Consider the following 17,493-nt stretch of genomic DNA (forward strand, 5'->3'; position numbering starts at 1 on the left):
GGAGGGTAACGGTTGCCATGGCGCCTCTTATCGTCCGGCTGGGTCGGCGTAGCGCATCTCGGGCTGGATCGAGTACCAGTCCGGACGCTGCGGATCGCGGTCATAGGTGTAGCCGCCGACCTCGCGGTAATAGGCGGCGTACTGGGCGAGCTTGTCGCGGTCGACCTCGACGCCGAGCCCTGGCCCCTTGGGCAGGGCGATCTCGCCATCGACATATTTGAGCTTGCCGCCGACGATGATGTCGTCGAGCAGGTGATGGTAATGCGCGTCCGCCGCAAAGCTCATGTTGGGCAGCGCCGCGCCAAGGTGCAGCATCGAGGCGAGCTGGATGCCGAGTTCGCCCGAGGAGTGGACGCTGGCCCCGAACTGGAACGTCTCGAGCACCTGGCCGGCCTTGTAGGCCTGCCGCAGGCCGCCCCAGAACGTGGTGTCGAGCAGGATCACATCCACCGCGTCATGCTTGATGCAGCTTGCGAGCTGCTCGAAATTCACCACCACCGTATTGGTGGCGGTGGGAATGGAGATGCGGTCGCGCAACCGCCGCATGCCCTCGAGCCCGAAACACGGGTCCTCGAAATAGTCGTTGCGGATATGGGCGATCTGGTTGGCCACCCAGATCGACTCTTCCACCGACCACACCGAATTGGGGTCGAGCCGGAAGCGATCGCCGGGCAGCGCCTCGGCAATCGCCGAGAATACTTCGACATCGTGCTCGGGCGCGAAGACGCCGCCCTTCAGCTTGTGCGATTTGAAGCCGTGCAGTTGCTTCTGTCGCTTGGCCTCCCTGACCAGCGCCTCGGCCGAGAACTCGTCGCCAAAACCGTTCTTCTCGTTGCCGTAGCGATAGAACAGGTAGCTGGCGAACGGGATCTTTTCGCGCAGCGCCCCGCCGATCAGGTCGCAGGCTCGCACCCCAAGGGCTTTGCCGGCCACGTCCATGCAGGCCATCTCGAGCGCCGCATGCACCTGCATGCGTGAATTATAGAGGCTCGCCACGGGGTTCATGATCTTCCAGCGCAGCTGTTCGAGCTGCAGCGGGTCATGCCCTTTGAGGTAGGGCAGCAGGCCCTTGACCGCGGCCTCGGCGCTTTCGCCGCCGCCGCCGAGTTCCCCCCAGCCGGAAATTCCTTCGTCGGTCACCACCTCGACGATGGTGCGCACGAACCGCCCCCAATGGGCGCCCGACGCATGCCGCAGCGGCGCCTCGAGCGGCACGGCGACGGTGGTGGCCTTGATATCGACGATCTTCATTCGGTTGCGGTCTCGGCGTTTCGAACGGGCAGGGGAGCCGTTCGCCGACGATCCGGGTGCTGCTTTTGTCGCATCCCGCATCGGTGTCGTGCTCCCTTGCCAAGCCGTTGTAGGTCTACCATACTAGTTGTGTCAATTGCCCTCGATCCTGTTCCAAACGAGCGGGCTTGGCAAGCGCCGACAGGGCGCGGCGGGCAATGACGGGGAAAAGCGGGAGGGACGTCGTGCCGATTTACGCATTCACCGGGAGCCTGACGCGCTCGATGCCGCAATACGGCGCGGCCAACGGCGAGGGCATTTCGCGGCTGAGCTTCGACGACGAAACCGGGCGGCTGGGCGCAGTGGATCGAGTCGGCGGCGTCGACGACACCGCCTGGCTGGTGACGGACGCAGCGCGCGGCCGGCTCTATTCGACCTGCGAGATCACCGGCACCCAGCAAAGTGCCATCGCCGCCTATGCGGTGGAGCCGGGTGGATTACGGCTGATCAACCGCCAGCCGACCCTCGGCAACGAGGCCTGCCATGCCAGCCTCTCGACCGACGGAAGATTCCTGCTGGTCGCCAATTACAACGGCGCCAACCCCGAGGGTTGGCCCGATGCGGCGCTCAGCGTCTTTCCGATCGCCGGCGACGGCTCGCTCGGTGCTGCGGTGGCAAACGTCCGCCACACTGGCAGCGGTCCCAACGCCGCGCGCCAGACCACGGCGCATGCCCATTGCGTGGTGCCCGCTCCCTCAGGCGACATCGTCTACGTCGCCGACCTTGGCATCGACCAACTCGTCGCTTACCGGCTCGGCGCCGATGGCAGCCTGACCCACGACGCAGCCCGAGATTTCACCCTGCCGCCGGGGCTCGGTCCGCGCCACCTGGTGTTTTCGGCCGATGGCAGCGCCATCTTCATGGTCAGCGAACTGATCCCCACCGTGGTCAGCCTCGGCGTCGATCCCGTAACCGGCGCGCTCAGCCAGCGCGACGCCTTCGCCATCCCGTCGCTCGATGGCGGCATCGTCCAGCCAGCAGGCATCGTGCTCAGCGCCGATGGCCGGCATCTGTTTGTGGGCTTGCGCGTCTGCAACGACATCCTGGCGCTCCGCATCGACGCCACGACCGGCAAGCTGACGCAAACCGGCCGCTGGCCGAGCGGCGGCGCCACGCCTAGGGATCTCGCCTTCTCGCCTTCCGGCCGGCACCTCGTCGTCGCCAACCAGGATTCCGATCGGCTGACCGTGTTTGCCGTCGACCACGCCGCCGGCACACTGTCCGACCCCCTTCAGCATTTCGATGTCGGCACGCCGATGTCGGTCAAACTCGCCGCCTTCTAGGCGGCTCCCCCTTCACCCCGTTCATCAGAGCCACCCATGATCAACGAAATCCTCTTCGTCCATCACAGCCATACCGACATCGGCTACACCCACCCGCAGCCGGTGGTGATGGAGTTGCACCGCCGGTTCATCGACGAGGCGCTCGATATCGCCGAGCGCACCGCCGATTACCCCGATGACGCCAAGTTCCGCTGGACCTGCGAAGTCACCGGCGGAACCATGGATTGGTGGGTGCATGCATCCAATGCCGACCGCGATCGCTTCCTCGCCGCGGTGAAACGCGGCCAGATCGAAGTCGCCGGCATGGGCTGGCACATGACCCCGCTGATGGACCACTCGATGGTCGTCGATGTGCTGAAGCCGCTGAAATTCTTCCGCGAGCTCGGCATCCCGGTGCGCTCGGCGATGAACACCGACGTCAACGGCCTGCCCTGGGGCGTCGTCGATGCGCTGCTCGATCACGGCATCACCGGCATCTCGATGGCCATCAACGAGCACTATGGCCATGCGCTGAAACCCTGGCCGCGCGCCTTCAACTGGCAGGCGCCGGGCGGCCGCAGCATCACCGCTTATAACGGCTTCATTTACGGCGTGACCTCGGATCGCAGCCTGCAGATCCCCACCAATATGGAAGAGGCCCGGGCTCGCGTGCCGCGCTGGGCCAGAAAGTGGGAGGCGACCGGCTATCCGCATCCCTTCCTGATGATGCAGATCACCAATGTCCGCTACCACGACAACGGTTCGCCGCAGGCGGCGCTGCCCGATTTCATCCGCAACTTCACCGAGGGCAACGCCTCGACCGGCGGCATCAAGCTCCGGCTCGGGACGATCAGCGAGTTCTTCGACCGCGTCCGCCAGCAGCCGGCTGAGACCATGGAGACTTTGCGCGGCGACTGGACCGACTGGTGGAATTTCGGCGCCGGCTCGACCGCACACGAAACCGCGCAGGCGATGCGCGGCCAGCGCGACCTCGATGCCGCCACCGGCCTCGACGCCTGGCACCCGACCGAGGCGCCGCGCCGTCGCGCCATGCTGCACGATGTCGCCCGCAAGGGCCTCGCGCTCTATGCCGAGCACACCTGGGGCGCCGACCGTTCGATCTCGCAACCCTGGTCGCCAGAAACCCGCACCCAGCAACTGCTGAAGCTCGCGACCGTCGCCGAAGGCGCCAGTGTCGCCCGCATGCTGCGCCGCGATGGCCTCGAGCGGCTGGGGATCGATGCCGGCGGCGACGAGCCGACGCTGCTGCTCTACAACCCGCATGGCTTTGCGGTGAAGCAGTCGGTGCGGCTGCCCTACCTGCCGCCCATGACCGATGCACCGGACCCCAAGCGCGGCTTCGGCCTCGAGGACCTGGTGCCCACCGGCCCCTCGACGCACCGGGTGCAGCGCCAGGACGTTGTCACCTCCGACCTGCCCGAGCCCGGCGCCTACTACACCGCCCCTGTGGAAGTCCCGGCGCTGAGCTATGTCACTATCCCGGCTGCCAAAGCCGCCGTCATGCCGAACGGCAAACTGTCGGCAAAAGACGGCGTGCTCTCCAATGGCCGCCTAGTGGTCACTTTCGATGCGGCCGGTGGGTTGAACTCGCTCAAGCTCGACGGCACCGAATATGCCGGCCCGGCCACGGAGCACCTGAAGTTCGGCATGCCGGTGCTGGAGCAGATCGCCTCGGGCATCCGCACCGACATGTTCGGCCAGCCCGACCTCGAGTCGCCCGATTGGCACCTTGCCTGGCACCGCGACTGGCAAGCCGAGCGCTTCGACGGCAAGCTGGTCGGCACCAGCGAAGCAGTGGAACGCGGCAATGCCCGCATCGTCCAGAGTTTCGAATTGCCCAATGGCGACAAGGTCGACGTGCTCTATCGCCTCGTCGGCGATGAACCGGTGCTGCATGTCGAAGCTACGGTCAAGAAGCAACCCATCACCGAGCCGCACGCCCTCTATCTGCCGATGCCGACTGCGCTCGCCGCGGGCTGGGACGCGCATTACGAAACCGGCGGCGCCATCGCCAAGCTCGACGATGAGCAACTGCCATATGCCAGCCGGCACTACATCACCGCGCAACGCTTCATCCGCATCGGCGACACCACGTCCGAAGTGACCGTCGCCTGCCCGGATGCGCCGCTCTGGCAGGTCGGCGGCTACACCTTCGGCCGCTTCGGCGATCCCGATGGCCGCGTCACCCGCGAACGCCCGACTCTGGTGGCATGGCTCACCAACAATTACTGGAGCACCAACTTCCAGGCCGATCAGGGCGGGCAGAGCAAGTTCCGCTTCACCCTGGTGCCGTCGCCCCGCCGCGAACTCGGCGCCTCGGCCCAGGCCGCACTCAGTTACGCCCAGCCGCTGGCCGCGCATGTCTACGCCGAACGTGGGCCGGTCAGGGCCACCGCCGCGAGCCTCTTGCAGCTCGATCTCGGCACCGCCCTGCTCACCCGGCTCGAGGCCGATGGCAATGGCGTGGCGCTCACCGTGCTCAACCCCGGTGACAGCGCGGTCACCGCCAGGATCGGCGCCGGCAGCTTCAAGCCGAGCCAGGCCAGCCGCACGCCGCTTTCGGGCGGCGCCGGCGAAGCCCTGCCGGTCAGCGGCGGCGCCGTCAGCTTCCCCGTCGCGCCCCGCGCCTGGACCCGCATTGCCCTGAGCTAAATCTACTCTCTGGAGGAGGAACCCCGTGAGCAAGATCAAGACGATCTACATCTGCAACCACGCCCACACCGATATCGGCTTCACCGACTATCAGGAGCTGGCCTTGCGCCAGCACGGCGAGTTCGTCGGCCAGGCCCTCGATCTGATCGAGGCCACCGACCGCTATCCGGCCGAGGCGCAGTATCGCTGGACCGTCGAGACCACCGGGCCGTTCCTCCGCTACCTCCGGCAGGCGAGCCCCGCCGAGGTGGCCCGCTTCCGCCACTGGCACGAGCAGGGCCGCATCGATATCGCCGGCATGCAGTACAACATGACGCCGCTGCTCAATGTCGAGCAGATGCACCGCTCGCTCTACCCGCTCAGGGCGCTGCGCGACGAGTTCGGCTTTCACGTCGAGGCCGCCATGCAGGACGACGTCAATGGCGTCAGCTGGCTCTATGCCGATCTCCTCGCCGATCTGGGCATCAAGTTCTACACCGCCGCCATCAACCCGATCCGCGGCGCCCGCCCAAAACCGTTCCCCGGCGCCTTCCGCTGGGAAGGCCCGAGCGGCAAAAAGGTGCTGGCCTGGAACGGCTATCACTATCTGTTCGGCCGCAGCCAGGCCGGTCTCGGCAACTGGGACCTGGTCGATCGGCTGCTGCCGCGCTGGATCGACGAGCTCGAGAACGACGCGAGCTATCCGTTCGATTTCCTCTACTGCGAATCCACCCACCCGGTGCGCGTCGATAACGGTCCGCCCGATGCACGCATGCCGGATTTCGTCCGCCGCTGGAACGACGAGCGCCAGAATGTCCGCATGGAGTTCATCACCGTCACCGATTTCGGCCGGCTGCTGGAGGACAAGTATTCGAAGGTCATCGGCACGCAGCGCGGCGACTGGACCGATCACTGGGCCGATGGGGTCGGCTCCTCGGCCTTCGAAGTCGGCGTCAACCGCGCCGCCCACGAGATCGTCGGCATCGGCGAGGCGCTCGAGGCCTGGCGTCGCAGCAAGGGGCAGGGCGACTGGAATGCCGCTCGGGCTGCCGGCATCTACGAGTCGATGACGCTGTTCGACGAGCACACCTGGGGTGCCTATTCCTCGGTGGAAGCGCCGCACTCGCTGTTCAGCCAGGCGCAGTGGAACCGCAAGGCCGGCTTCGCCTACACCGCCGCCATGGAAGGCCACGGCACCGTCGCCAAGGCCGCCAATGCGCTGGCCGCGCCGCTCGGCACCAAGGGGCCGGAAGGCATCTTCAACCTCGGCAACCTCGATCCCAAGGAAGCCTTCGAGGCCTCGGGCATCGACGAGGTGCTGGTGTTCAACACGCTGCCCTGGGAGCGCCGGGTCATCGTCGAGGAGCCCGAACCGCGTGGCGGCGCCGCGCCGGTCGGCATGCTCGATACCTTCTTCAACCGCCGCAGCACCTGGGGCGGCCCGCGTCCCTACCCGGAAATCCGCCGCGTTGCCGGCACCATCCCGCCGATGGGCTACGCCTTCCTCGACTTGAAGAAAGGCGTCCCGGCCGGTGACCTCAAGGCCAGTGGCGATACCATCGAGAACCGCCATTATCGCATCCGCATCGACGGCAAGACCGGCGCCATCGCCGAGCTCTTCGACAAGGCGCAGGGCCACGATTTCGCCGGCACGTACCAGGGCTGGGGCCCGGGTGAATATGTCTACGAAACCGTCGACTCCCCCGACGATCGCCTCGCCATCGCCGATATCAGTTTCGACAAGCCGGAATTCTTCACCGGCCACACCGACACGCCCTGGAAGCGCGAAACCGCGACCAAGGTGACGCTCGATCCAGCGACGATTTTCGAAGGTCGCGCCTCGATCGCCGTTCACATCGAGGCGCCGGGTGTTTCCGCCGCGACGGTGGTCTACGCCCTCGATGCCGACACCAAATGCGTCGTCGTCGACTGGAGCATCGCCAAGCTTGAGCATGCCGATGCCGAGGCGGTGTTCGTCGCCTTCCCGTTCAACCTCGGGAAGCCCGATTTCCTGCTCGATCTCAACGGCATCCCCGCTGTGCCCAATACCGATCAGCTCGATGGTGCCGCCAAGGACTGGTACCCGGTCGGACGCTGGGTCGATGTCAGTGATACGAAGCGCGGCGTTACCGTCGTGCCGCTCGATGCACCGCTGGCGCACCTGGGCGGCATCACCACCGGCAAGTGGAACCGGACCCTTCAGCCTGAAGGCCCGACGATCATGAGCTGGGCGCTCAACAACCACTGGCTGGTGAACTTCAAGTCGGCCCAGTCCGGCCGCATCCCGCTGCGCTACCGCCTCACCACCCACGAAGGCCCGGCTGACGCCGCGGCCGCAGCAAAGTTCGCCGCCGAAGTCGCGATCCCGCCGGTGGCGATGCGCGACATCAAGCCGACAGGCCAGCTGAGCGACAGCTTCTTCGGCACCGACGCGACGTCGCCGGTGCTGGTCACCGTCAAGCCGGGCGAGGACAATGGCTGGGTGGCGCTGCGCCTGCAGAACCTCTCCGAGAAGCCGGCCAGGCAGACGGTGATCTTTACCGGCAACCCGGCAGCTGCCCGCAACGCCGACCCGATCGAGCATCCGGGTGCGGCGATCGCGCTTGATGGCAAGGCGTTGACGGTGGAGGTGCAGCCACGGGAGATCAGGACGGTGCTGGTGCGGTTTACGCCGGAGGGGTGACGTCGACAGGTCAGCGCGTGTGGCCACCCCCACCCTTGATCCCTCCCCACAAGGGGGAGGGAGACCTGACTGCCAGGTTCGGTTCTTTCGCTTTCCCTCCCCCTTGTGGGGAGGGTAGCGCAGCTAGGGCCAACGGCCCTTAGCGCAGCTGGGTGGGGGCGGGCGGCAGCCGATACCCTACACGACCTCCGCCGCTTCCACCCCAATCCGATACCGTGTCACGAACCGCTCGCCGGCACTGAACCGGCGGGCCGTCTTCGTCCCCCGCCTTGAGATCGGATTGTCCGCCACCGAGATCTGCGGCCCCAAATCAAACGCCGAACAGATCGGCTCGAACCCGAGCGCCAGGTGCCGGCCGTTCCATGGGGCCATCTGCCGGCCGCGGTTCGACATCCAGAGCAGGGCGCTCGGATAATGCTCGGGGTTCCAGCTGAGCCGCACCCGATAGCCCTCGGCGCTGTTCCACAGCGACGCCGTCCCCGGCATGTCCAGGAGCTGCAGGATTTCCTCGGTCGCCTGCGGCAACGGCACCCGGCTGACATCGAGCCGCGACCCGTCCTTCAGCGCTACATCGCGCCACGGCGTCTGGAACCGACCCTGCTCGAAGATCGAGGTGTCGTCTACCGGTCCGGGGAAGGTGGCGCCGGTGATCCCGTCCCCCACTTCGATATGCATGGCGCCGACCTTGCTCGGCAGCCGGAACGAGGGATGGAGGCCCAGCGGCAAAGTGCAGTCGGCCCGCACCTCGATGACGAGCTGGAAGTCCAGCGCCGTCGTCTGCGGATCGGGGGTGACGCGCCGGTGCAGCGCCTTGATCGGATGTCTGTCAGGGTAGGCGATGCTCAGTGCGATGCTGCCATCGGCTGCGGCCTCGAACTGCCAGTCATGGTTGGAGCTGAAGCCATGCGGGTCGGTATCGACCGTGGGGCGTGCCGTCGATCCCGGCCAGTCGCCGTTCGCCGGGCGATCCCCGTCTACCCCGAACGGTACACAGGGCCATTCGCCGCGCAGCCGCTTCAAAATGCCGGGCAGGGCCTCGCCACCGGGCTCGTTCGCCCATGGCGCCACCTGGAACGGCGCCACCTGCCGGCCGTCGGGCAACACGAACAGCGTCGGCCCAAGCATCCCACCCAGGCTCTCGACGCTGACCAAGCCATGCGCCCAGACCAGCGATCGCGTTTCACCCGGCTTGGTCATCGTCACTCCCTTGTTTTCATTCGCCCGACACTCGCCCATGACGGCTGCGCCGACAACCCGCCGCTCAGCGCAGGGTCGTCTCGAAGGCGGCGAGCACCGCGGCCACGGTGCCACGGACGTGGTCCGCGTTGATCCGTCCGGCGGCCTCGGGATCGCGGCAGCGGAACGCCTCGAGCAGCGCGTGGTGCTCGGCGCGCACCCGCTCGGCAAACGCCTTGTCGCGACCGTGCTTGTTCATCAAGCCTTCGCTGAGGCCATAATATCGCGCGATGAGGTCGGCCGCTTCGACATTGCCGCCATGCGTGTTGATGAAGCGGTGGAAGGCCCGATTGGCGGCGTCGATGCGGGCCCAGTCCATCGCCTCGATCGCCGCATCGTGCTCCACCTGCAAGGCTTCGAGCTGGCGCAGCGATGACAGCGAGGCCTCCTCGGCGAACTGCCGGGCGAGGTAGCATTCGAGCGCCTCGCCGATCTCGCTGGAGTGGACCAGCCGGTTGCGGTCGAGCCGGCGCACCCGCGCTCCATGATTGGGGATCATCTCCACCAGCCCCTCGCCCTCGAGCTGCTGCAATGCCTCGCGCACCGGCTGCACGCTGACCCCGAAGCGGTCGGCGATCGCCGTCATGGTCAGCCGGCCGCCAAGGGGGATGTCGCCGGCGAGGATTTCGCTGCGCAGCAGGTTGGTGACCCGCTGGTAGCTGGTCTCGGTCTTGGGGGCGGAACTGTCCGGGATCATGGCAACCTCACATCGTATACGATGTTGACACATTTGATACGATCTTGCATCGTCCTATACGTTGCGCAGGACGGGGAGGTCCAGCGCATTCCCGACGGGCCGCGCCTCGCCGCCTGGTCCAGAACATGAAGGCATCCCCATGGATCGCAACGACTACCGCGGCATCTTCGTGATCGTCACGACGCCGTTCACCGACGACTTCCGGCTGGATGAAGCGGCTCTCGAGCGCACCCTCGACTTCTGCCTTGCGGCGGGCGTCCATGGCGTCGTCGCCAACGCGCTGGCCAGCGAAGGCGGCTACCTCAGCGAAGCCGAACGTCGCCGCGCCGCCGAGATCGTTGTGGCGAAGGCGAGGGGCAGGGTGCCGGTGATCGTTGCCGTCTCGGCCCCGCACTATCACCTCGCCGTCGCCTTCGCCCGCCATGCCGAAAGCATCGGCGCCGATGCGGTGATGTCGCTGCCGCCGACGCTGCACCCCTCGAGCCCGGCCGACATCAAGGCGCACTACACGGCGATCGGCGCCGCCACCGCGCTGCCTTTGGTGATCCAGAACGTCTCGGGGCAGGGCGCCTCGCCGCTGAGCGCTAGCCTCATCGCCGAGCTGGTGAGCGAGATCCCTACCGCCCGCTTCGTCAAGGAAGAGTCCGGCTACCCGGCCCAGACTGTCGGCGAGATCATCCGGCTCTGTGGCGACAAGCTTCAGGGCGTGATGGGCGGCAAGGCCGGCAAGACGCTGATGGAGGAGGCTCGTCACGGCGTCTCCGGCACCATGCCGGCCTGCGAGATCGCCGACGTGCACGTGGCGCTGTGGAACGCCATCGAAGCCAAGGACGACAAGCGCGCCCGCAACATCTTCCAGCGCCTGCTGCCGCTGCTCGACATGGAGAGCAATTACGGCATGCCGCTGATGAAGGAGGTGCTGAAAGCCCGTGGCGTGATCCCCAGCACTGCCGTCCGTCAATCCGGCTTCCGGACGCTGGACGATGCCGCCCGCGCCGAGGCCGCCGCCATCATGGACGACCTCGCCGACCTGATGCTCCCCGCCTATATGCACCGCCGCTGAGCGGTCGAAACCCGCAACACCGAGAAAGCAGATGACCGACAAGCAACTGGGGCGGATCGAAAACGCCATATCCACCCACTCGAACCCGTCCGAGCTCCGCATCACCGACATGCGGCTCGCCGTGGTGGCCGCCAACTACGACTACCCGATCCTCAGGATCGACACCAACCAGGGCGTCTATGGGCTTGGCGAAGTGCGCGACGCCGGCCATGCCGTCAACGCGCTGCAGTTCAAGTCGATGCTGGTCGGGCAGAACCCCTGCAACGTCGACATGATCTTCCGCACCATCAAGCGCTTCGGCAACTGGGGTCGCGAGGGCGGCGGCGTCTCGGGCATCGAGATCGCGCTGATGGATCTGATCGGCAAGGTCTACGGCGTACCGTGCTACCAGTTGCTCGGCGGCAAGCATCGCGACAAGGTCCGTCTCTACGGCGACACCCCGACCCCCGACGATCCGACCCCGGAAGATTTCGTCGCCGCGGTGCTCGGTCGTCGTGACCGAGGCCTGACCTGGATCAAGTTCGATTTGCGGCCCTCGCTGTTCGAGACCGGCGACAGCCCGCTGATCGGCAACGACGCTAAATATGACTTCCCCTACGAAGAAGGCCGGCCGTTCAAGGCGCCGATGCATGGCCGCGGCGTCAAGCTCACCGACGCCACCATCGAGCGCGCCGCGCACGTCGTCGGCGAAGTCCGCCAGGCCGTCGGTCCCAACGTGCAGATCTGCGTCGATCACTTCGGCGAGGGCTACCTCACCTCCGACGAGGTCATCCGGCTCGGCAAGGCACTCGAAAAGTTCGATCTCGCCTGGATGGAAGACCCGGTGTCACGCTTCGACATCCCGGGCCACAAGAAGATCGCCGACGCGCTCCTGACCCCGATCGCCGCCGGCGAGGACCTCTACCTGCGTGACGGCTTCCGCGAGGCGATCCGCACCCGCGCCTTCGACATAGTCCACCCGGACCTGCTCACCTCGGGCGGCCTGATGGAAACCAAGCGCATCTCCGACGACGCCGAAGAGGAAGGCATCCCGACGGCGCTGCACTGTGCCGGCTCGCCCATCGGCTTCATGGCCAATATCCACACCGCGGCTTCGATCTCGAGCTTTCTCGCCTGCGAGCATCACGGCCTCGACCTGCCGTTCTGGGAGAGCCTGGTCACCGGCCTCGAGCCCAAATACATGGCCGACGGCTACGTCACCGTGCCCGACAAGCCGGGCCTCGGCATCGACCTCAACCTCGAGGCGATCGAAGCGAACCTGCGCACCCCCGGCACCATGTTCCTCCCCACCGACGAGTGGAACACCCCCAAGCTCGGCTTCTGGCGCCCGGACGATCGCTGGCCGGAGTAGAAACTGGACGTGCAGTCGGCACGGTCCCTTCTCCCCTCAGGGGAGAAGGTGGCGCGAAGCGCCGGTTGAGGGGTGAAGCGGCGCAACAAGCGCTCGCTGAGAAGCTGAACCCCTCACCCCAGCCCTCTCCCCTCAGGGGAGAGGGGGCGCATTGCCGCACCAATCGCTGCTGGACTCAAGCAGGTCATGGGTCTATGTGAACCACGTCATCGGGCTTCGCCGCCTGATGACTGAGGCCCAACTGGAGATTCCACCTCCTGGTTGGGCCTCTCTGTTTTCCGGTGATCGTTTGGATGGCGGTTGCGCCGTTCGCTCCACCCGCTCGGTGTCATCCCAGCGAAGGGGACCCAACTTTCCTCCGGCGCCGGCTGTGGAATGGGTCCCTGCTTTCGCTGGGGTGACGACCGGTAGAGCAGGCAACACGGTGGCCGCTTCATTGATAAAGCGATCTACTTCACCGTCACCGGCGCCGTCGACCCGCGCAGCCGGAATTCCGGATCGATCAACACTTCGGCCAGTGGCAGCGAGCGGTTCGCGGTCAGCGCCACGATGGCGCGGGTGGTGTTCTCGGCAATGCGCTCGACCGGCTGTCGCACCGCGGTCAGCGGCGGGTCGGTGAAATCCAGCATGTAGGAATCGTTGTAGCCGATCACCGAGATATCGCCGGGGATTCGTAGCCCAGCGCGCTGGATGGCGCGCATCGCCCCGAGCGCCATGTCATCGCTCGACGCCACGATCGCCGTCACGCCCAGTTGCAGCAATTCCTCGGCGGCGTGCCGGCCCCCTTCGACATTGTAGTATTGCCGCACCACGAAATCCTCGGAATTGGGGAGTTCGCGCCGGTCCATCGCCTGCACGAACCCCTCGACGCGGCGGTCGGCCGGGGTGTTGCCAACCGGGCCGGCGCACATGCCGATGCGGCGATGCCCCAGGTCGTAGAGATGCGCCACCGCCATCTCGGCGGCGCGCCAGTCGTCGGTCGAAAACACCGGCGAGGGCGTATCGGGAAATCCGCCATTGACGCAGATGAACGGGATGCCGCGCGATTGCAGCAGCTGCCGCGCTACCGGATCGGCATTGCGCACCGTATTGCTCGACGACAGGAACACCACGGCGGCGATGCCGGCATCGATCATCGCCTCGACATAGTCGCGCTCGCGTTGCGTGCCCGGGCAGATCACCGCGCGCAGGCCATAGGGCGCGATTTCATTCTCGATGGCTTCGCAGAGGTCGGCAAAGATCGCTTCGGCGACGCCGGGCACCAGCAGCAGCACCAGCTCGCCCTTCAGCTGCCGCTCATAGCCGGCCTTCTTCATCGCGGCTTCCACCGCCTCGCGCGTCGCCGCCGACACGCCGTACTTGCGGTTGAGCACCCGGCTGACCGTGGCTTCGCTGACTCCGGCGAGCTCCGCCACCGTGGCCAGTCCGATGTTGGCAGCCGGCGAGCGGGGGCGGTGCCGATGCGCCGCGCCCTCCGTCCCACCGGTGCGGCCGCGCTGTTGGCGCGATCCGTTGCTGTCGTCGGACCTGTCCACGATGCCTCTTGTCGTTACTCGTTCAGAACCTTGAGCGTTGCGATACCAGACACCGGAATGGTGAGTTCGGTAAGCCCCTCAGTGCTGACTTCAAGCGGTATACCGATATCGCCATGGGCGGAGTGGGCGATGCCGCTCAGCCGCATGGGCTTGCCGGTCCATCGCACAACGATCCGATCGTGGGAAGTCGCGTTGAGCAGCTTGAGTTCGTCGACCCCGTCGAGCCCGATCTCGACCACCATTTGCTGATAGACGCCGACCACCAGCCGCCCCTGGTGCCGCGCCTGCACCACCGGATAGCCTTCCGATGGCAGCCCGGCGCTCACTTCGCCGAACAGCACGGCTTCGCGGTCCTCCATCCAGCTCTCGAGCACCGTCTGCACGGCTTTGCGCTGCGCCCACGGCAGGCTGGTGAGATCCATCGACACCTGCGGCACGCTGAAATAGGCGTTGAGCAGCTGTCGCGCCGCCGGCTCCGCGCCGGCGCGATGGTCCCACACGGTCGGGTCGGAGTGGATCACCTGGCCGGCAGCGATCATCCGCATGTTCACCGTGGCACGGCGGTTCTGGTTGGCATCGACCGGGCAGTCGCCCACCCGCAGCAGGTTGCCATATGGCGCGGTGGCCGGCCCGACATAGGCCTGCCGGAACTCGATAAGCACCTCGTCGAGCCCGGCGGCCTGCAACTCTGCCTTCAGTTGCTGGAGGGTCGCGTGCAGGGCCTGCCCGACATCGGGAATGTCGCCGCCGGTTGGCGTCCCCTGATAAGCGACGACGCCATCGAGAAAGTCGATCTTCAGCCCGTCGACACCATAGTCGCGCACCAGCCGAACGCAGGTGGAAACGAAGTGGTCGCGCACTTCCTGGTGGCGCGGGTCGAGCGCCGAGGCGCGCCAGCCATCGGCATTGTGATAGGGCGCGAACTGCTTCAGCCGCGCGTAGGCCTCGCTGTTCTCGCCCAGCAGCAGTGGCGCCACCCACAGGATCACCGACATGCCGAGCCCGTGTACCCGGTCGATATGCCCGGCCATATCGGGGAACTTGACGGGGTCGGCGACCCAGTCGCCGCAACCCGCATACCAACGGCCGGTGGCGAGCTTCTGCCAGCCGTCGTCGATGATCACCGCCTTGCAGCCGAGTTCCGCCGCCAGCGCCGCATCCCGTTCGATCTTTTGGGCATCGATGTTCTGCGCATAGGCATACCAGGTGCAGTAGACCGGCACCGTGCCGGCAAAGGGGACCGGCAGGGGCTCACCGATATCGTCCCGCAGCCAGTCGCGCAGCAGCCCGACCGCCTCGGCGTGCCCGAGCCCGGCCCGCGCCGTGGCGAGGCGGATAGTGCGTGGCCCCTTGGGGTCATGCTCGTAATAGATGACGAAGCTCTTGTGCTCCTCGGACACGCCGAAGCGCAGCTGGCTTTCCTCGATCTGCCGGTCGAAGCAGAAGGCGAGGATCGAGTTGCCGTGCCGGTCATAGACGCAGCCGAGCGGGCTGGACGAGATAATGCTGGTCTTGTCGCGCCCGCTCCAGTCGGCCGGCAGTGCCCGCATCGAAACGTTGGGGTACCAGTAGCCCTCGACGTCGCCGAGCGGTACTTCCAGCGAGACTCGAAACATCGCGCCATCGGTTTCGATCGTCGTGATCTCGAGATTGCCAACACTCTGTTTGCCGACCACCCGGCAGCCGGTGCCGAGCGTCACCTCGACGCCGGCAATGCCGGTGGCGGCAGGGGCCATGACGGATGCGTAGTCTTCCAGCAGCACGGTGCCAGTCTCCTAATGCTATTGCTTGACCGCGCCGGCGAGGATGCCGGCGACGAAATGACGTTGCAGGAACAGGAACAGCCCGAGCACCGGCAGCACCGACACCATGGTGCCGGCGAGCAGTTGGCCGTAATCGGTGTCGCTGAGCCCCTGCATCGAGGCGAGCGCCACGGGGACCGTGTAGGCGTCTGAGGTCCTGAGCACGATCAGCGGGTAGACGAAGTCGTTCCACTGCGCGAGAAACAGGAAGATCCCCAGCGCCGCGAGCGCCGGCCGCATCGTCGGCAGGACGATCTGCGCAAAGATGCGGAACTCGCCGGCGCCATCGACCCGTGCCGCCTGGATCAGTTCATCGGGCACCGATTGCATGGTCTGCCGCATCAGGAAGATGCCGAACGGCAGCGCCAGGTTGGGCAGGATCAGCGCCTGGTAGGTGTTGAGCCAGTTGAGCTGCACCATGATCTGGAACAGCGGCACCAGAGTCACCTGCGAGGGCAGCGCCAGGATCACCAGCACCGTGCCGAACAGCACGCCCTGCCCGGCAAAGCGGAACTTGGCGAAGGCATAGCCGGCTGCCGTGCAGACGAGCCCGCCCAGCAGCGCATAGATGGCCGCCACCAGCGTCGAGTTGAGCACCGCCTGGCCGAACCCTTCGCCGACGAACAGGTTCGTGAGGTTGACCCACAACTGGTCGCCCGGCACGAGGTTCGGCGGGTTGGAAAAGATGTCGCGCGTCCGATGGGTACTGGCGACGATCAGCCAGTAGAACGGGGCCAGCATCAGCACGGCGCCGATGGCGATGACGATGCTGACGGCGAAGCTGGCGGTGCGCGCCCGGGGACTGCGATCGATCCTCATGCCTGCTTCTCCCTGAGGAACCGGAACTGGATCAGCGCGATCACCCCGATAATGCCGGTCAGCACGTAGCCGATGGCCGAGGCGTAGCCGAAATCGAAGTACTTGAAGCCGTTCTGGTAGAGGTACATGCCGATGGTCAGGGTGGCGTTGTTGGGCCCGCCATTGGTCAGCACGTACGGCTCGTCGAACAGCTGCAGCGTGCCGATGGTCGAGAGCACCACGGTAAGCGTTATGGCTGGCCGAAGGCCGGGCAGGGTGATGTGCCAGAAGCGCTGCCAGGTGCTGGCGCCGTCGATCTCGGCGGCCTCATAGAGCTCGCCGGGGATCGACTGCAGCTGCGCCAGGTAGATCACCGCGCTGTTGCCGGTGTAATGCCAGGTCAAGGCGATGATGATCGAGACCTTGGCCCATACCGGATCGGCCAGCCACGGCACCCGCGGCAGCCCTACGGACTCGAGCAGGAAGTTCACCAGCCCATAGTGGTTGTTGAGCAGCGTCGAGAACAGGATGCCGTAGGCGACCAGCCCCATGACGATCGGCACGAAATACGCGGTGCGCCAGAAGGCGCGGAACTTGAGGAGCGCCGAGTTGAATGCGACGGCCAGCACCAGCGCCAGCCCCAGCATCAGCGGCACCTGGGTGACGAGGATGATCACCGTGTTGCTGAGCGCCTTGTAGAAGATCGGATCGGTGGCGAGCCGGGCGTAGTTGCCCAGCCCGACAAAGGTGGTCTGCCCCTTGATGATCTTGGTGAGGCTCAGCCAGGCTGCATACAGATACGGGTAGACCTTGAAGCCGGCGAACAGCAGCAGCACGGGCAACAGGAACAGGTAAGGCGTGAGGCGCGGCGCGGAGCCTCGCCAGCGCCGGCGCGTGGCCGGCTGCAGCTTGGACGACGTCATCTGGTTCACCGGAAGGGAGCAGGGCGATCGCATATGAAGAGCCACCGATCTCTCAGTGGCCCTCCACCGCGCAGCGGGGGAGGGGGACCAGCGGAGCTGGTGGAGGGGGCGACCACAAACACCGGCGCCTCCGGCCGCCCCCTCCACCGCCTTCGGCGGTCCCCCTCCCCCGTTGCACGGGGGAGGACCACTGAGAGTCCC

General features: G+C 66.4%; 12 protein-coding genes. 5 read left to right on the plus strand and 7 right to left on the minus strand.

The window, feature by feature from the left end:
* Positions 1-27: 27 nt before the first annotated feature.
* Positions 28-1,251: an enolase C-terminal domain-like protein gene (locus tag VGV07_RS15595; RefSeq protein ID WP_326869641.1), complete on the minus strand. Its 1,224-nt coding sequence runs from the start codon at positions 1,249-1,251 to the stop codon at positions 28-30.
* A 224-nt stretch (positions 1,252-1,475) separates the two neighbouring features.
* Between VGV07_RS15595 and VGV07_RS15600 the strand changes: the two genes are divergently transcribed.
* Genes VGV07_RS15600 through VGV07_RS15610 form a run of 3 tightly spaced genes read left to right on the plus strand, consistent with a single transcriptional unit; the run spans position 1,476 to position 7,887 of the window.
* Complete coding sequence (locus VGV07_RS15600) at positions 1,476-2,573, plus strand: lactonase family protein (RefSeq protein ID WP_326869642.1); 1,098 nt, start codon at positions 1,476-1,478, stop codon at positions 2,571-2,573.
* Positions 2,574-2,609: 36 nt separating this feature from the next.
* A complete protein-coding gene (locus VGV07_RS15605) occupies positions 2,610-5,225 on the plus strand; it encodes a hypothetical protein (RefSeq protein ID WP_326869643.1) in 2,616 nt (871 codons plus the stop codon).
* Positions 5,226-5,250: 25 nt separating this feature from the next.
* Positions 5,251-7,887 (plus strand): glycosyl hydrolase-related protein, encoded by a 2,637-nt coding sequence (locus VGV07_RS15610; protein WP_326869644.1) that lies wholly within the window; start codon positions 5,251-5,253, stop codon positions 7,885-7,887.
* A gap of 177 nt (positions 7,888-8,064) precedes the next feature.
* Here the strand turns inward: VGV07_RS15610 and VGV07_RS15615 are convergent, their stop codons facing one another.
* Both VGV07_RS15615 and VGV07_RS15620 read right to left on the minus strand, forming a co-directional pair.
* Positions 8,065-9,084, minus strand: a complete 1,020-nt coding sequence (locus tag VGV07_RS15615) for a hypothetical protein (RefSeq protein WP_326869645.1) — start codon at positions 9,082-9,084, stop codon at positions 8,065-8,067.
* A gap of 64 nt (positions 9,085-9,148) precedes the next feature.
* Positions 9,149-9,820 (minus strand): GntR family transcriptional regulator, encoded by a 672-nt coding sequence (locus VGV07_RS15620; protein ID WP_326869646.1) that lies wholly within the window; start codon positions 9,818-9,820, stop codon positions 9,149-9,151.
* Between the two features lie 139 nt (positions 9,821-9,959).
* Here VGV07_RS15620 and VGV07_RS15625 point away from each other — a divergent pair, with 139 nt between their 5' ends.
* Positions 9,960-10,883 carry a dihydrodipicolinate synthase family protein gene (locus VGV07_RS15625; RefSeq protein WP_326869647.1) on the plus strand — a complete coding sequence of 308 codons (924 nt, stop codon included), beginning with the start codon at positions 9,960-9,962 and terminating at the stop codon, positions 10,881-10,883.
* A 31-nt stretch (positions 10,884-10,914) separates the two neighbouring features.
* Complete coding sequence (locus VGV07_RS15630) at positions 10,915-12,234, plus strand: mandelate racemase/muconate lactonizing enzyme family protein (protein WP_326869648.1); 1,320 nt, start codon at positions 10,915-10,917, stop codon at positions 12,232-12,234.
* Between the two features lie 449 nt (positions 12,235-12,683).
* On the opposite strand, the gene VGV07_RS15635 is transcribed toward VGV07_RS15630, so the two are convergent.
* The 4 genes from VGV07_RS15635 to VGV07_RS15650 are packed head-to-tail and all read right to left on the minus strand — an operon-like array spanning position 12,684 to position 17,292.
* A complete protein-coding gene (locus VGV07_RS15635; protein WP_326869649.1) occupies positions 12,684-13,769 on the minus strand; it encodes a LacI family DNA-binding transcriptional regulator in 1,086 nt (361 codons plus the stop codon).
* A gap of 14 nt (positions 13,770-13,783) precedes the next feature.
* Positions 13,784-15,532: a glycoside hydrolase family 36 protein gene (locus tag VGV07_RS15640; RefSeq protein ID WP_326869650.1), complete on the minus strand. Its 1,749-nt coding sequence runs from the start codon at positions 15,530-15,532 to the stop codon at positions 13,784-13,786.
* An 18-nt stretch (positions 15,533-15,550) separates the two neighbouring features.
* Complete coding sequence (locus VGV07_RS15645) at positions 15,551-16,390, minus strand: carbohydrate ABC transporter permease (protein ID WP_326869651.1); 840 nt, start codon at positions 16,388-16,390, stop codon at positions 15,551-15,553.
* Positions 16,387-17,292 carry a sugar ABC transporter permease gene (locus VGV07_RS15650; RefSeq protein ID WP_326869652.1) on the minus strand — a complete coding sequence of 302 codons (906 nt, stop codon included), beginning with the start codon at positions 17,290-17,292 and terminating at the stop codon, positions 16,387-16,389. Before VGV07_RS15650 ends, VGV07_RS15645 begins: the two co-directional genes overlap by 4 nt.
* Positions 17,293-17,493: the final 201 nt, after the last annotated feature.

This window comes from Devosia sp. (assembly GCF_035944845.1).
Classification (GTDB): domain Bacteria; phylum Pseudomonadota; class Alphaproteobacteria; order Rhizobiales; family Devosiaceae; genus Devosia_A.

Bases quoted from the DNA above. Each gene is read 5' to 3' on its own strand.
- VGV07_RS15620 (WP_326869646.1), bottom strand. From the start codon at position 9,820: ATGATCCCGGACAGTTCCGCCCCCAAGACCGAGACCAGCTACCAGCGG.
- VGV07_RS15625 (WP_326869647.1), top strand. From the start codon at position 9,960: ATGGATCGCAACGACTACCGCGGCATCTTCGTGATCGTCACGACGCCG.
- VGV07_RS15650 (WP_326869652.1), bottom strand. From the start codon at position 17,292: ATGACGTCGTCCAAGCTGCAGCCGGCCACGCGCCGGCGCTGGCGAGGC.
- VGV07_RS15615 (WP_326869645.1), bottom strand. From the start codon at position 9,084: ATGACCAAGCCGGGTGAAACGCGATCGCTGGTCTGGGCGCATGGCTTG.
- VGV07_RS15595 (WP_326869641.1), bottom strand. From the start codon at position 1,251: ATGAAGATCGTCGATATCAAGGCCACCACCGTCGCCGTGCCGCTCGAG.
- VGV07_RS15605 (WP_326869643.1), top strand. From the start codon at position 2,610: ATGATCAACGAAATCCTCTTCGTCCATCACAGCCATACCGACATCGGC.
- VGV07_RS15630 (WP_326869648.1), top strand. From the start codon at position 10,915: ATGACCGACAAGCAACTGGGGCGGATCGAAAACGCCATATCCACCCAC.
- VGV07_RS15645 (WP_326869651.1), bottom strand. From the start codon at position 16,390: ATGAGGATCGATCGCAGTCCCCGGGCGCGCACCGCCAGCTTCGCCGTC.